Origin of the sequence: Flavobacterium celericrescens, assembly GCF_011392075.1 — a bacterium.
In the GTDB taxonomy this organism is placed as follows: Bacteria; Bacteroidota; Bacteroidia; order Flavobacteriales; family Flavobacteriaceae; genus Flavobacterium; species Flavobacterium celericrescens.
The window spans coordinates 302680-317955 of the sequence record NZ_JAAJBV010000002.1 but is presented as its reverse complement, the minus strand read 5'-3'; the positions used below and the strand labels follow the sequence as shown (position 1 = coordinate 317955).

General features: G+C 30.8%; 15 protein-coding genes. 4 read left to right on the top strand and 11 right to left on the bottom strand.

Going from position 1 to position 15276, the window contains the following annotated elements:
• Positions 1-5: 5 nt before the first annotated feature.
• From gldI to G4L40_RS04150, 11 genes are all read right to left on the bottom strand, one after another.
• Positions 6-566, bottom strand: a complete 561-nt coding sequence (gene gldI / locus G4L40_RS04200; RefSeq protein WP_166235903.1) for a gliding motility-associated peptidyl-prolyl isomerase GldI — start codon at positions 564-566, stop codon at positions 6-8.
• Positions 566-1582 (bottom strand): DHH family phosphoesterase, encoded by a 1017-nt coding sequence (locus G4L40_RS04195; protein ID WP_207785320.1) that lies wholly within the window; start codon positions 1580-1582, stop codon positions 566-568. Before G4L40_RS04195 ends, gldI begins: the two co-directional genes overlap by 1 nt.
• A 44-nt stretch (positions 1583-1626) precedes the next feature.
• Positions 1627-3630: a T9SS type B sorting domain-containing protein gene (locus G4L40_RS04190; protein ID WP_166235902.1), complete on the bottom strand. Its 2004-nt coding sequence runs from the start codon at positions 3628-3630 to the stop codon at positions 1627-1629.
• A gap of 16 nt (positions 3631-3646) precedes the next feature.
• The gene (locus G4L40_RS04185) at positions 3647-4498 is read right to left on the bottom strand and encodes an ABC transporter permease (RefSeq protein WP_166235901.1); all 852 of its coding nucleotides are present in this window, start codon (positions 4496-4498) and stop codon (positions 3647-3649) included.
• 7 nt (positions 4499-4505) lie between these two features.
• Positions 4506-5402, bottom strand: coding sequence for an ABC transporter ATP-binding protein (locus G4L40_RS04180; RefSeq protein ID WP_166235900.1), 897 nt, complete (start codon positions 5400-5402; stop codon positions 4506-4508).
• A 126-nt stretch (positions 5403-5528) separates the two neighbouring features.
• The gene (locus G4L40_RS04175) at positions 5529-6839 is read right to left on the bottom strand and encodes an ABC1 kinase family protein (protein ID WP_166235899.1); all 1311 of its coding nucleotides are present in this window, start codon (positions 6837-6839) and stop codon (positions 5529-5531) included.
• 4 nt (positions 6840-6843) lie between these two features.
• The gene (locus tag G4L40_RS04170; RefSeq protein WP_166235898.1) at positions 6844-7503 is read right to left on the bottom strand and encodes a TetR family transcriptional regulator C-terminal domain-containing protein; all 660 of its coding nucleotides are present in this window, start codon (positions 7501-7503) and stop codon (positions 6844-6846) included.
• Between the two features lie 143 nt (positions 7504-7646).
• Complete coding sequence (locus G4L40_RS04165; protein WP_166235897.1) at positions 7647-8705, bottom strand: nucleoid-associated protein; 1059 nt, start codon at positions 8703-8705, stop codon at positions 7647-7649.
• A 100-nt stretch (positions 8706-8805) separates the two neighbouring features.
• Complete coding sequence (locus tag G4L40_RS04160) at positions 8806-9357, bottom strand: plasmid pRiA4b ORF-3 family protein (RefSeq protein ID WP_166235896.1); 552 nt, start codon at positions 9355-9357, stop codon at positions 8806-8808.
• An 81-nt stretch (positions 9358-9438) separates the two neighbouring features.
• A complete protein-coding gene (locus G4L40_RS04155) occupies positions 9439-9894 on the bottom strand; it encodes a YciI family protein (RefSeq protein WP_166235895.1) in 456 nt (151 codons plus the stop codon).
• Between the two features lie 10 nt (positions 9895-9904).
• A complete protein-coding gene (locus G4L40_RS04150; RefSeq protein ID WP_166235894.1) occupies positions 9905-10819 on the bottom strand; it encodes a glutaminase in 915 nt (304 codons plus the stop codon).
• 131 nt (positions 10820-10950) lie between these two features.
• Between G4L40_RS04150 and G4L40_RS04145 the strand changes: the two genes are divergently transcribed.
• The 4 genes from G4L40_RS04145 to G4L40_RS04130 are packed head-to-tail and all read left to right on the top strand — an operon-like array spanning position 10951 to position 15274.
• Positions 10951-13104, top strand: coding sequence for a TonB-dependent receptor (locus G4L40_RS04145; protein ID WP_166235893.1), 2154 nt, complete (start codon positions 10951-10953; stop codon positions 13102-13104).
• Between the two features lie 9 nt (positions 13105-13113).
• Complete coding sequence (locus G4L40_RS04140; RefSeq protein WP_166235892.1) at positions 13114-13278, top strand: hypothetical protein; 165 nt, start codon at positions 13114-13116, stop codon at positions 13276-13278.
• A 19-nt stretch (positions 13279-13297) separates the two neighbouring features.
• A complete protein-coding gene (locus tag G4L40_RS04135; RefSeq protein WP_166235891.1) occupies positions 13298-13918 on the top strand; it encodes a hypothetical protein in 621 nt (206 codons plus the stop codon).
• 15 nt (positions 13919-13933) lie between these two features.
• Positions 13934-15274, top strand: coding sequence for a 2TM domain-containing protein (locus G4L40_RS04130; protein ID WP_166235890.1), 1341 nt, complete (start codon positions 13934-13936; stop codon positions 15272-15274).
• Positions 15275-15276: the final 2 nt, after the last annotated feature.

Here is a 15276-nt window from a genome sequence, read left to right as displayed (position 1 = left end):
TTCATTTAGTTTTTTGCTTGTGTATCTAATTTAATATCGTTTAATGTTACAGTACAAATAAGTGGCTCGTTTGTTCCAATTTTTTTATCGTCACCATGATATCCATATGCCATATGAGAAGGGAAAAGGAAAGTAATAGTTTCTCCTTTTTTCATTAATTTGATGCCATCTCGCAATCCCATCATAATGTTTTCCTTATCCACATAATATATTTGAGGTTTGGTTTCCGCTTTTGTATAAATTACGCGACTCAATAAATCCTTTATTTCATAATCAAAATAAGCAATATCGCCTCTTTTTGGAAATGCGGTACTTTCTTCAAGTTTGGTTTCATATTTATACCAATATCCTTTGTTTGAAGCTATGTATTGTTTTAACGTATCGTTTTTAATAATAGAATCAATTAGTTTTTCCTCATTGGCAACTAACTTTTTATTTCTTTCGATAGATTCTTTGATAAAAGTTCCAGAAGAATGTGTAATTGGTTTGCGAGCTTGTTGCTGTTTTGAACAACCTGTAAAAGTTATTCCAATTGAAGCAATTAGTATGTATAAATAAAGTTTCATTAATTATTGTTTTTTTCTGATGCTAAAATAGCAATAAATTGTTGTACCGTTTCCTCAAGTGATAAAAAAGATTTTCCTCCAGCAGCGTTGATGTGACCACCTCCATTGAAGTGATTTCTAGCAAATTGATTTACATCAAAATCACCTTGTGAACGGAATGAAATTTTGATAATTCCTTCTTCTTTATGTTCTATAAAAATGGCTGTAAAATCAATTCCTTTTATACTTAAACCATAATTTACAATGCCTTCTGTATCGCCTTTTTGATGTCCAAATTCGTTTAATTCATCTTGGCTTAAAGTAATGTAAGAAGTTTTGTATTGGTCTAATATTTTTAAATTTTGTAATGCTTTTCCAAGTAATAATAATCGATTATAACTAGAATTGTCGAATAATAAATTGTGAATTTCACTATTGTTAATTCCTTTTTCTATTAAATCCGCTACACATTTGTGAGTTGCACTAGTGGTTTTTGGAAAGCGAAAGCTCCCAGAATCGGTTACAATTCCTGTGTATAAACAAGTGGCTGCCGTTTTATTTAATAAGTTTTCATAACCTAATTGATAAATAAAATCATATACCATTTGGCAAGTAGAGCCATAAGAAGTATCTGAAAAAGTGTAAGTTGCATAACCATCTGGCGATTGATGATGGTCTATCATAATACTGGTAGTAGCGATTGTTTTTAAAAGGTTTTCCATTTGGTCACCCATTCGGTGCAAGGCATTAAAATCTAAAGTAAAAATTACTTCCGATTTTTCTATAATTGCTTTGCATTTATCAAAACTACGTTCAAAAATTAATACTTTTTCACTTTCAGGTAGCCAAGCTAAAAAATCTGGAAATTCATTTGGAGCTATAACAACAACATCGTGTTGCAATTGTTTTAGAATATGATATAAACCTAATGTTGAGCCCATAGCATCACCATCAGGATTTCTATGTGGGATTATGGTAATTTTTTTTGGAGTAGCTAATAGTGTTTTTATAGCTTCAATTTCGTGTGCTTGCATCATACTGCGAATATATTATTTTGTGTGCTATTGTGCAATAATTATGCCTAACGTTTTAGTGTAAAATGACCTTTTACTATTTTTCCATTGGTTAATTCAATTACAAACCAATAATCTGAGCTTGGTAGTTTGTTTCCATTAAAAGTTCCATCCCAGCCTTCATAAATACTGTTTATTTGTTTTAATAATTTACCATAACGGTCAAATATTGAAATAGTACTATTTTCTAAATTGCGCTTCTGTAGGTTTTTAACATACCAAGTATCGTTAATTCCATCGCCATTTGGAGTGAAGTATTTTGGATAGTTTAAAATGTAAAATGATTCAGCAACAACGCCACAGCCTTTAGTGTCATTGACAAAAACAGTATATTCTCCTTCATTAAGATTTGAGAAAATTGGAGAATTTTGGAAATTAGTACCATTTAATGAAAATTCATAAACACCCAATCCAGAATAATCAACAGTTATAGTATTATTATCTGAGAAATCATTAATTATAATTTCGTTAATAGTTGCAATTCCTGATGCAGTAACGGTAAATGTTTTTGTTTTAGAACAATTGTTAGCATTGGTTAACGTAACAGTATAAGTTCCTGCAGCATTAACTGTAATAGATTGAGAAGTTTCAACGGGAGATGTATTCCATGAATATGTGAATCCTGAATCTGCCGTTAGAGTAATTGGATTATTTTCACACAAACCAACTTCTTCATCAACAATTGAGGTTGAAAAGGTATTCACTACTAAATGCACAGGATAATCAGTATAACAACCTTGAATATTCATTATTCGCGCATATATAGTTTGATTAAATGGATTAGTATTAGTAAAAAAACTAGGTAAAACAGTTGTACTACTTGAATTTTCAAAAAATGAAACAGTATAATTTGCAGGTAAATTTGTAAATAGATTAAGTATAATTGTATTCAAATCAAAAACTGTTTTTCCATCCTGATTACTATCTGCATCACATAACGTAAATGTATCTTGGTTTACTATAAGATTTGTAGCATATTCAATTGTAATTTCACCAGTTGTTTGACACGATGTTCCATAATTAATGTCAACTGAATATTCACCTTCTGAACTCACTAGATAAGTTGGGTTTGTTTCACCAACTAATGCAATATTGTTTTGAAACCATTGATAGCCTGTTGCGCCTGTTTGTGTTGCATTTAAAAGTAATGTTTCACTTTGACAAAGTGGGTTTCCAGTTGCAATTAATCGGTCAATGCCTAAATCAATGCCAAAATTGAAACTTCCTCCACCTAAAAATATTGCCGAATCATATCTATAATTTCCTTCATCAGCGATTACTAATTTGATATGATATGTTGTTCCAGGGATTACATCGGCTTGTGCAGTTAATACTTTAGTTTGTCCGTTAAAATTGGTGGGATGATTTGTGCTATTGAAAGCATCAAAATATTGTTCGTTTTGTGCAGGACAACCTCCAGAAATAGCAGGATGAACAGAAGTGACTTTTACAGGAATAGTTGTGCCTGGTAAAACTGCTAAGTTTTGATAGGTTGTGGCACTTGCTTCTTTTAATAAAAACGCAAAACCATCTGAATATTGACAGGTTGCTGTGCCGTGATATTCTTCAGAAGAAAAAATATAGTCGAAGCTAATTGTACTTCCTAATGGTATAAAATCAAATTCTAAAACTGTAGCATTGATTGAATTGCTAATGTTTAGTGCTTGGTTCAAATCAGCATCACCATTCCAACTCATTCCATTACCATCATCAGAAACAAATGAATTTGGACCAGGTGCATTATTTATTTTCCCAGTTGATAAAATTATTCCATTTTCAAAAGGAAATCCAGTTCCAGTTGCGTCAAAATAGCCATAACTTTTTTCTCCAGTAGCAAAGTTTCCGCCAGAAACACTAAAATTAAATACGTTTGCACACGGACTGTCTATCAAAACATTTTCAACTAAGTATTGTGCGGAATAACCTTCGTCAACAGAAATATATTGCGCTTTTCCAGACTGAAAAATCAATCCGAAAAGCACAATTATAAGGGTATTTATTTTTGTAATCATAGCATCAGCAAAGATACTACAAATCTCTCTTTTTTACGATGTAATAGGATGCAAAAATGAAAATTAAAGTCCAAACTAATACTATAGAAACTTGTGAGAAATGTATGCTATAATCTTTTGCAACTTTTGCGCCACCAATTGTAGCTTCTATTGTTTTAATGGCATTCAGTCGGGTAATTGGTTCTTTTATTAAATTACTCATCGACTCAATTGGAAAATATTGAATGATTGTGTCACCAAAGTTTTTATGTTTATCATCTCCTCCAAGAATAACAAATTTTACAATCCAATAAAAAATGTTTTCTGCAATGAACCAAATAAATATAAAACCTAACGCAAAAGCACTTCGTTTTACTAATATTCCGATGAATAAACAGAAAGAGAAAAAGGCAACGAGTTTAATAAAAAAGGCTAAAAGATATTCCATGTCTGAAAAAACTATTCCAATTTCGTTATAAGAAGAAAAAGAGTAGCCTAAAATTAAAGACAAAATAAATATAAAAACAGTTGAAGCTAATGCAAAAGTTCCTACTACAATGAATTTTGAAAGAATAAATTCTTTTTTACTCAATCCATCAATTAGATTTTGCTTTAAAGTTCCGTAAGTGTATTCGTTTGCCATCATAGAAACAATTACAATTGCTAAGAAAATTTTGAATAAAGCTGCTACATATGTATTAAAATGCCAGATGTAAGGGAAGTTAAAAATTCCTTGGTCAGCAATTCTAATTTCAAAAGAACCAATGCTAAATTTGATAGAAGCTATTAATGCAATAAAACTTAGTAATACAAAATAAGCAATCAATAAAACTTTGCTCGCTTTGTTTTTCCATATTTTTTGAAATTCGATAGAAAGTAATCTGTACATACCGTTGTTAGTTTTTGGTTAATTCTAAAAATTGTTCTTCTAAGCTATTTTTTCTTTTCACAAGATGTTCTAATACAATATTGCGCTCAAATAGATAAGAATTAATCTCTTGAGCTGCAATTTCTTGTTTCATATAAACCAATAACCTTCCTTCTTCTTCAATCAATTTTTCTACAGAAGCGTGATTTTGAAGTACTTCTTTTAATTGTTGAATATTAGCAGATTTTAATTCAAAAAAGCTGTTATTTTCAATCATGTTATGAACCGAACCTTGATATAGCATTACACCTTTTTGCAAAACCACTACATGGCTACACACTTTTTCAACTTCGTCTAATAAATGCGAAGCCAATAATATAGTTGTTCCTTGTGAAGCAATGATTCTAATTATATCTCTAATTTGACGAATTCCTTGAGGATCTAAACCATTTGTAGGTTCGTCTAAGATTAAAATTTCAGGGTCGTTTAGTAATGCAGAAGCAATTGCTAAACGTTGTTTCATACCTAAAGAAAAAGTTTTGAATTTGTCGTTTTTTCGTTCTAAAAGGCCAACTAATTCTAGTTTTTCGTCCACTTTTGCAAAAGAAGTTCCTTTGATTTTGCAAACCAATTCTAAGTTCTCTTTAGCAGACATGTATGGATAAAAATTAGGTCTTTCAATGATGGCTCCTACTTTTTTTAAAGCATCATGTGTGCTGGTTTTTCCTTCAAACCATTCAAATTCACCTGAAGTTTTATTCACTACATTTAATACTATTCCTAAAGTGGTTGATTTTCCTGATCCATTTGGCCCAAGAATTCCATATACATTCCCTTTTTTGATTTCAAAAGACACGTTTTTAACGGCGTGTAATTTTCTGTTAAAAATCTTATTAAGATTGGTGATTTTTAAAATAGTTTCCAAATTTGTTCGTTTTTTGATTTATGAATAAGACGAATGATATTGTATTTTGTTACCGATTGTAATTAAAATAAAAAATTCCTAACACATGAAATTGTTAGGAATTTTATAATTATTCAGGACAAAAAGTTAATGTTTTATAAAGTTGTTAATTTTTACATTTTTCGCTTTTAAATCGTGCATTAAATTGTATAAACCAAAGAAAGTTCTATTGATGTATATGAAATGTTTTGAACCGCGATTCCCATTCATATTTCTTAATTCGGTGCTTTTGGAATAACGTTCGCCCAAATCGGCAATTTGTCCAAAGAATTCATCGTCTGAAAAATCAAATTCTTCCACATGAAATGGTCTTGCAAATAAACTTAATAATTCGTGAAACATCGCTGTGAAAAACTCGATTTCTTCTTTAGAATCATCGGTTCTTAATATTTCTAATTCGTATAATTTCGATTGAAAAAAATCAGGATTATTCAAATTATCTTTTTTCGCTAATTCGAAATACGGCACATAAAAATCATTTGGAACTTCTTTGATACAACCAAAATCCAAAGCAATTAGTTTGGTGTCTTTAGTAATTAAGAAATTTCCTGGATGTGGGTCGGCATGAACTTTTCGTAAATTATGCATTTGAAACATATAAAAATCCCAAAGCGTTTGACCTAAAATATTCGATTTCTCTGTATCAGTATTATGAGCAGTGAATTCAGACAAATGTTCGCCAGTCATCCAATCCATTGTTATAATTCTCTCTGATGATAATTCGGGATAATACTTTGGAAAAATCAAATTTGGAATATTTTGACAAGCTTCAGCCATTTCAATACTTTGTTTGACTTCGTTGATGTAATTGGTTTCTTCAATCAATTTATCTTCAACTTCTTTGAAATATTTATCCGAATCTTTTCCTTTGATATTAAACATTTTTATAGCAATTGGCTTTACCATTGCCAAATCTGAACTAATACTTTCAGCCACTCCAGGATATTGAATTTTCACAGCAAGATTTTTCCCATCCTTGGTAGCTTGGTGCACTTGACCAATGCTAGCCGCATTTATTGAAGTGGCATTGAAGGTATCGTATATTTCGATTGGCTGTTTGCCAAAATATTTTTTAAAAGTTTTATTCACCAAAGGTGGCGATAATGGTGGCACTGAAAATTGGGCTAATGAAAATTTCTCTACATAGGCACGAGGCAAAATGCTTTTGTCCATGCTTAGCATTTGTGCTACTTTCAAAGCGCTACCTTTCATTTGTTTTAACCCGTCGTAAATGTCTGAAGCGTTGTTTAAATTCAGATTTTCTTTGGCTTCCTCTTCAGTTTTAGTGATTTTATCACCATAATATTTAATGTAATTTACACCAACTTTTGCACCAGTTTGAATTAGTTTGGATGCTCTCTGAATTTTAGACGTTGGTATACTATCGATTGTTTTCATGTGATTACATTTTGAATGAAGCTTTTTCTTGCCAAACAAATTTTCCAAAGTCAATTAAACTTTTTAATGGTGCAATATCCATTAAATCAAAACTAGTATTGACTGATTTTTCAATGAAAATATCAGTTTTTTCAAAAGAAAGTGAAGTGTCTTCAATCCAGAATTTTAACGTGAATAGAAATTGTAACCAAGCCATTTCACTCATCGTTTTCTCTTGAAATTCGATTAATTTTTCTTGCTTTAAATCAATTTTTTCAATATCTAAAGTATCAATGAATTGTTTGAAATGTTTTCTTAGTTCAGTCAATTTGGAAAGACTTTTCAATTTATTTTTATCTTCTTTTAAAAGTGCTACCGAAAAACTTCTATTTGCAGTTAACATTTCAAAATAGGTAAAGTAGAAACTTAATAATTTAGTTCGTGCATCATACGATTCAAAATCTTCGCTTTTTTCTAATAAAGTAATTGTTTGCTGAAATAAGGAAGTGAAAAAGTTTTTTTCAATTTGTTCAAAAGATGAAAAATTTGCATAAAACACAGCTTCATCAAAGTTGTATTGCTTCGCGAATTTATATACCGAGTGTGGCGCTTTGTTATTTTCTAAAAAATAATCAACGTAGAATCCTAAAATATCTTGATTAGTAATCTCTTTTTTCTTTGCCATGACTTATCAAATTTTTATCAAAGATAAAGAATGTTTAATTTAAAATTAAAAATGTTAAACAAAATATTTTGTTAAAGTTCTTTCAAAAAAAACCTCAAGTACATTGCTGTAATTGAGGTTTAATAATTTTATTTATAAATGTCTTATGATTTCTGCTCTTTATTAAAATAAACCAAGTAATAATACATTTGTTTTTCTTCGTCCCAACCTTTTTCAACGAATTTCTCTGCACTTTCTGGGTTGATAAAATCCAATTTGATTTGGATATTCGTGTCTAATTGAATCGTGTTTTTTAACGTACGACGAACATCAGTAACGGCAGCATTTGCAATTGGAAAACTTGAAACGTCTTCGATGCTATATTTTGCACCTTTATCTACTTTATAATTTTTGAATTCTGGAATGAACTCAGGATTTTGCATTACTTCGTTTAAGAAAGCTGTTTCTTCAAACTCATCATTTTTTGCAAAGTGATTAATCGCACGATTCATAAACAATACTTCTTGTTGCTTATCTTCGGCTGGTAAAACTACTTCTTTGGCAAATTCTTGACAGAATTTTAAGTATTTCTTCGTCATGAAGTTTTCATCTTGAAACGCATCAACTGATAAGAAATGCTCTAACCAATAGCGCGCATCGTAACGGTTGCTATCTACGGTTAAAATTTTGTAACCTTCTTCTTTTTTATAGTTAAAAATGATACAGCCTTTATCCAACTTGTTCAAGTTAATTCCATGTTGTAAAATCATTTCTAGATTACTTCCGTTTTCTTCAAATTGTAAGAAATCGGTTTGTACTTCACTTTTAAAAACTCCGATAGCATCAACCACATTATTGTCGATAGATACGTGCGTAAAATAAGCCACATACACTTCTCCGTTTTTAATGTGTGGATGATTTGATTGTTCAAAAAGATGTTTTGTGATTTTTTTTGATACATTATGAATTTCGCTTGGGTTATTGAAAACCTCTGTAGCTAAGTTAAACATATCATTATATTCCAAATCTACTTCATGAGCAAATTGAAAGTAGTTTTCTTCTTTTTCTCTGAAAGGTTTGAAGAAATATTCTTTTAACAAAGGCATGATTTCATCATTCAATCCGTATGGGTTTTCAGATAAGAAAATAGCTTCGTTTCTACTTTTGTTTCCTACTCTATGGATAGATAGGTTTTCAATATGTGCGTTAAATAAGTTAATCATTTTTACAGTTTAAGTTAGCCCCTCCCAACCTCCCCAAAGGGGAGGAGTTAGAAACGTTGTATTTAATTCCTCCTAAATTCCCCCTTAGGGGGTTAGGGGGCTAATTCCAGTTTTCTTCAAATCCCATGTCTTCGAAGCTGTCGTCGCCATCAAACATATCGTAGTCATCGTCGTCGAAATCGTCTTCAAAGTCACCGTAAATATCGTCATTAGACATATCACCTCTTAATCCGCTTTGACCTGCTTCTGCTGGTAATTCGCCATGAGAAAATAATAACGCTGGATAGGTTTCACCTGCTTCTTTTTCTTCTTCAATAGCTGCTAATTCTACGAAGAATGTCCACATGCTAAAGAAATCATATACATACACCATTTTAGTGTTGTCTTGGTGCATAAAATCATCAATTTTGAAATCCACCATAGTTTTCATTTCGCCAGGAACTTCGCCAGTATCAAATAATGGAATTTCATCTTCTTCGTTCCAAGTCCAGTCTTCTTCACAAGTAAAGAACGAACCTGTTTCTGTTCCATCAAAGCCAAAAGCGTTTACAATTGCATTGTGTAAATCTTCTAATGAGTTGTCGCTTTCAATGGCAATATCTCTAAAAATATCTTCTTCAGCATCGAGAATCACTCGGAATTTATAAATCATAATCTTTGAAATTTTAAGAAACGCAAAAGTAATTATTATTTATGAGAAACTTTTTTGCTTTTACGAATTGTTAATAAGATTTTAAATTTTGGTTTTTGCAATTTTATTGTGATTTTCATTTACCATCATTAATGCTGCACTGCTATACCATAAAGTAAGTTCGGCCTCAAATATATTGGCTGCAACCGCAGGATCAGAATCTACTAATGCTTTTGCTTCTTCAATAGTTGTACAATTAAAAATGAAAATACCTCTATAATTTTTATCATTTTTCATGAAAGGACCAGCTACAACCAATTTTTTTTCATCTGCTAACTTGTTAATGTTTGCCATGTGTCCTTCAAAATACTTTTGCCTTTCTTCTGCTGTTGCTGTTGAATTTGTACCAGTTTTAAGAATACAAAAGACATATGTTTTCATTCCATAATCATCTGCTCCAACATCTTTTGCAAGTTTAGCATCAAAATCTTTATTTTCTTGAGAAAAAGAGGTTGAGAATGAAATTACAATTAATCCGAATAAAAATATTTTTTTCATTTTTAATAGTTTAAAATATGGATAATGAGGTTTCTGTTGTTAAACGTTCTAAAGTCTCCAAGCCATAAAACGAATTCCCTTTTTTATTTAATTTTGGACTCCAAACTGCCACAGTATAATGATTTGGGAAAACTGCAACTACACCACCGCCAACACCACTTTTCCCTGGAAGCCCAACTTTAAAAGTAAATTCACCCGCTTGATCATAAAATCCACACATTTGCATTAAAGCGTTCATGCGTTTGCATTGGCTAGATGACAGGAACTTTTTATTACTTTTTGGAATAATTCCATTGTTGGCAAATACTTGAAAACATTTGGCTAAATCAACACAATTCATTTCAATAGCACATTGATGATAATAGAAATCTAAAACAGCTTCGGGTTCGTTTTTGATGTTACCAAATGATTTAATAAAGTTCACCAAAGCAGCATTTCTGTATCCAAATGCTTTTTCAGATTGTGCTACATTTTCATTGAAATTTATGTTTGGATTTTCTGTTAATTCTCTAACAAAGGTTAGTAAAAGTTCTTTTGGATTTTCAAAATGTTCCAACATTAAATCTGCAACTACCAAAGCGCCAGCATTTATAAACGGATTTCTTGGAATACCATTTTCATTTTCTAATTGTACCAAGGAATTGAACGAATTTCCAGAAGGTTCATAACCAACTCGTTCCCATAAATTATTCCCAATTTTAGAAAAAATCAATGAAGTTGTAATTACTTTTGAAATACTTTGAATCGAAAAATTTTCTACTGCATCACCTTTTGTAAATACATTTTGATGTTTGTCAACTAAAGCAATTCCGTATTTTTTTTCGTCTACTTTTGCTAATTCAGGAATGTAATCAGCTACTTTTCCCGTGTTTTCAATTTGGGTAACTTCGCTATAAATTCCGTCTAAAATATCTTGGTATGCCATTGTATTAATTTTGGTAAAAGTAATTAAAATCATTCGAGTTACAATTCATCCTCAAAAAACAACAGTTGGGTTAGTTTCAATTTCAAAAGTGGATTTTCTGTTGCAAATTTGTTTCATCAAAATTAAAACACATGAAATCAATACTTCGAATTTTTATTTTCATTTTATGTTATTCAACTTTTGGGCAAACCACAATTAATGGAAAAGTTGAAGACGAAAAAGGCCGTCCAATAGCAGCAGCTAACGTTTTTATTGTAGGAACTTATGATGGAGCAATTTCAGATGAAACAGGAAACTTTAGTTTTATTACTACTGCTGTAGGAACACAAAAATTGCAAATTAGTTTTTTAGCTTATGAAACAATTAATTATGATTTTGAAATTTCAAATTACCAACCGATTACTTTTAAATTGAAAGAAAATATTGGAAATTTAGATGCGGTTGTTATTTCTGCGGGAACTTTTAAAGCTGGAGATAATAGTAAAGTTACTGCTTTAAAACCGTTAGATATTGTTACAACTGCTGGTTCCGCTGGAAATATAATTGCAGCATTAGAAACATTACCAGGAACACAAACCGTTGGCGAAAGCGGTAGATTATTTGTTAGAGGAGGCGAATCTGATGAAACGCAAACTTATGTGGATGGAATTCGTGTAGCGCAACCTTATGGAGCAACGGCAAATAATATTCCAACTCGAGGTAGATTTTCTCCATTTTTATTTAAAGGAATTACTTTTTCAACAGGAGGTTACAGTGCGGAATATGGCGATGCTTTGTCAAGTGTCTTGCTATTGAATACCATTGATGAGCCTGAACAAAACCAAACAGATGTTTCAATTATGACAGTAGGAGTAGGGCTTGGAAAAACTAAAAAATGGGAAAAAAGTTCCTTTTCCGTCAACACAAGTTATATTAATCTGGCACCTTACCAACTAATTGTTCCGCAGCATATTGATTGGAATAAGCCTGTGCAAGCCATTTCAGGAGAAAGTGTTTTTAGATATAAATTCAAGTCGGGTTTATTAAAAATATATGGTGCGTTTGATTATTCAACTTTTGACTTGAATCAAAAAGACATCAATTTTGATGAAAAAGTTCGATTTGATTTACAAAATAGTAACTTCTATTTGAATACTTCTTACAAAGGAAATTTGACCGATTATATGCAAATTCAAACTGGATTCAGCTTTGGATATAGTAAAAACAATATAGGAATTTCTGATGATAAAGTTGCAAATAATGAACGTGCTTTGCATTATAAAATTAAATTGCGTCAATCGTTTTCTAATCGTTTTAAATTAAACATTGGAGCAGAAATGTTTCACACTAATTTTGATGAAAAATTTACCGATTTTGGTACAAATACATTTGATTATGGCTATCAAAATAATGTGGTTGCATTTTTTAGTGAAGCCGAAATTTTTCTTTCTAAAAACGTAGCTTTTAATTTAGGATTACGGTCGTCAAATGCTTCAATTGTTGATGAATTCACTATTGAGTCAAGACTTTCGTTTGCTTACAAAGTGTCTGAAAATAGTCAATTTTCTATGGCTTATGGAAATTTTAATCAAACAGCAAAACCTGATTATTTGAAGTTTGCAAATCATTTGAATTATGAGTCAACGTCGCATTATATTTTAAATTATATGTACAATAAATCTGGAAAAATGTTTCGTGCTGAAGCTTATTTTAAAGACTATGATAATTTAGTTAAATATGATGGCACACAGCCTGACTATACGAGCAATTATAACAACAAAGGTTTTGGGTATTCAAAAGGATTGGACTTGTTTTGGAGAGATAGTAAAACGATTAAAAACTTAGATTACTGGATTTCATATTCGTTTATTGATTCGGAACGAGATTATAAAAATTATGAATCGCAAGTTACTCCATCGTTTATTGCTACTCATAATTTTTCAATTGTGACAAAATATTGGTTAGATAAATTGAAATCGCAAATTGGTGTAACGTATTCTTTCAATTCTGGAAGGCCTTATGATAACCCAAATGCAGTTGAATTTATGAATGAAAAAACGAAATCATACAATAATATAAGTTTGAGTTGGGCTTATTTATTATCACAACAAAAAATACTTTATTTTTCGGTTTCAAATATTACTGGAAGTTCCAATGTCTTTGGTTATCAATATGCAAATTCACCTGATTTAGCTGGTCAATTTCAACGACAAGCCATTACGCAAACAGCGGATAGATTCTTTTTTGTAGGTTTCTTTTGGACTATTAGTGATAATAAAAAGACAAATAATTTGGATAATTTGTAAAAAGTAAAAATGATTTATAGCTTAACCTACAATTCATCATCAAAAATCAACAGTTCGGTAAGTATAAGTTTTAAAAACATAAAATCTGACGGAAATTTGAATCATCAAAATGAAACAATGTCAAGAACAAGTGCAAGTGCAATTTCAAAATCAGAAATAAAATCAAACAATTAACTAAAAAATTTTAAATATCATGACAAAAATTATCACTATCATCGCATTGTTTGTAGCTTCAATAGTAAGTGCACAAACACAATTTGAAAAAGGAATGGGTAGCGCTTTAAAATTATGGAGCGAAGGTAAAAATACGGAAGCTATTGCTCAATTTGAACGCATAGCTTTAGTTGAAAAAACAAATTGGTTACCAAATTATTACATTGCGCTAATAAATACAACACAGGCGTTTCAAGAACAGGATAAAATTAAAGTTGTTGCATTATTAGAAGCGGCTCAAAAAGCACAAGATGCTTGTAACGATTTAGCAATTGATAATCCAGAAGTAATAGTAATGCAAGCTATGATTCATACAGCATGGATTGTTTATGACCCTATGACGAACGGTCAAAAATTATATGGAGATGTGATGTTTTTATATGAAAAAGCAGAAAAAATCGCTCCAAACAATCCAAGAGTAGTTTTTAATAAAGCTAGTTTTGAAAAAGGTGGAGCCGAATATTTCGGACAAGACACGCAACCGATGTGTGAAAAAATAAAAGCTTCAATCGAATTATTTGCTAATTTTAAACCAGAAACTCCATTTCATCCAAATTGGGGAATAGAAAGAGCAAAACAAGAAGCTGAAAATTGTAAATAATAGTTCATTAAAGAAATGATAAACAAACTAATAAAAGAAATTCCTAGGGCAATTATAATCTCGATTGCAATATTTATTGTATTGTTATTAATAAGATTAATTACTGGGGTTACTATAGAATTGAATAGAAATTTAGTAATCAATTTTGGTTACACCTTACTTTATGGACTCACGTTGTATTTTGCAAATGCTTCTTTATTCATGTATTTAGATAGTGTTTTTGAAGTTGACCGATTTACAAAAAGAAGGGTTTTTATTGGCTTTATCGGTTCTTTTATTCTTTCTGTTTTTGTTATTTTTTTACTCCGAATAGTTGAAGACGTTCTAATCGAAGGTGAAAGTTTTGAAGTATTTATTCAGAATGAATCTTCGGCAAATTATTTGGTAACCATTATTATAACCTTTTTTGTAACCTTAGCTTTTCATGCTTTTTATTTTTACAAAGCGTACCAAGAAAATAAAGTTAAAGAACAAAAAATTATTGCAGGAACAGCTTCGGCACAGTTTGAAAGTTTAAAAAATCAAATCGATCCGCATTTTCTGTTTAATAGTTTGAATGTATTGAGTTCGTTAATTGAGGAAAATCCTGAAAGTGCTCAAAAATTTACGACCTCGCTATCAAAAGTGTATCGTTATGTTTTGGAACAAAAAGATAAAGAATTGGTTTCTGTAGCTGAAGAATTAAAGTTTGCCAAAACGTACATGAATTTACTAAAAATGAGATTTGAAAACAGTATCACATTTGAAATTCCAGAAGGTTTTGATAATGAAGACGCAAAAGTAGTTCCGTTATCGTTACAATTATTGCTAGAAAACTGTATCAAACATAATGTAGTGAGCGAAGCAAAACCACTTCATGTAAAAATTAGTATCGAAAATAATCAGCTGGTTGTAACGAATAATCTTCAAAAGAAAGAAGTTTTGTCAGATAGAAAAGGCGTTGGCTTGCAAAATATTGTAAATCGATACGCCATATTAACTAAAAGAAATGTTTTGGTAGAAGAGAACGAACAAGAATTCAAAATTTTTCTACCTATTTTAACCAAACAAGTAACCATCATGGAAACACAAAATATATATAACGAAAACTTTGCTTATCAAAGAGCAAAAGACAAAGTCGAACAATTAAAAGGATTTTATGGCAATTTAATTTCGTATTGCATCGTAATTCCAGTTTTGATACTAATTAATTTGCAATCACCACATAGTTTTCAATGGTTTTGGTTCCCAATGATAGGTTGGGGAATGGGATTAACTTTCCATGCGTTAGAAACTTTTGGCTACGGAAAATCGTGGGAAGAAAGTAAAATTAAAGAGTTAATGAATAAAGAAGATAACTCTAAAAATTGGAAATAATC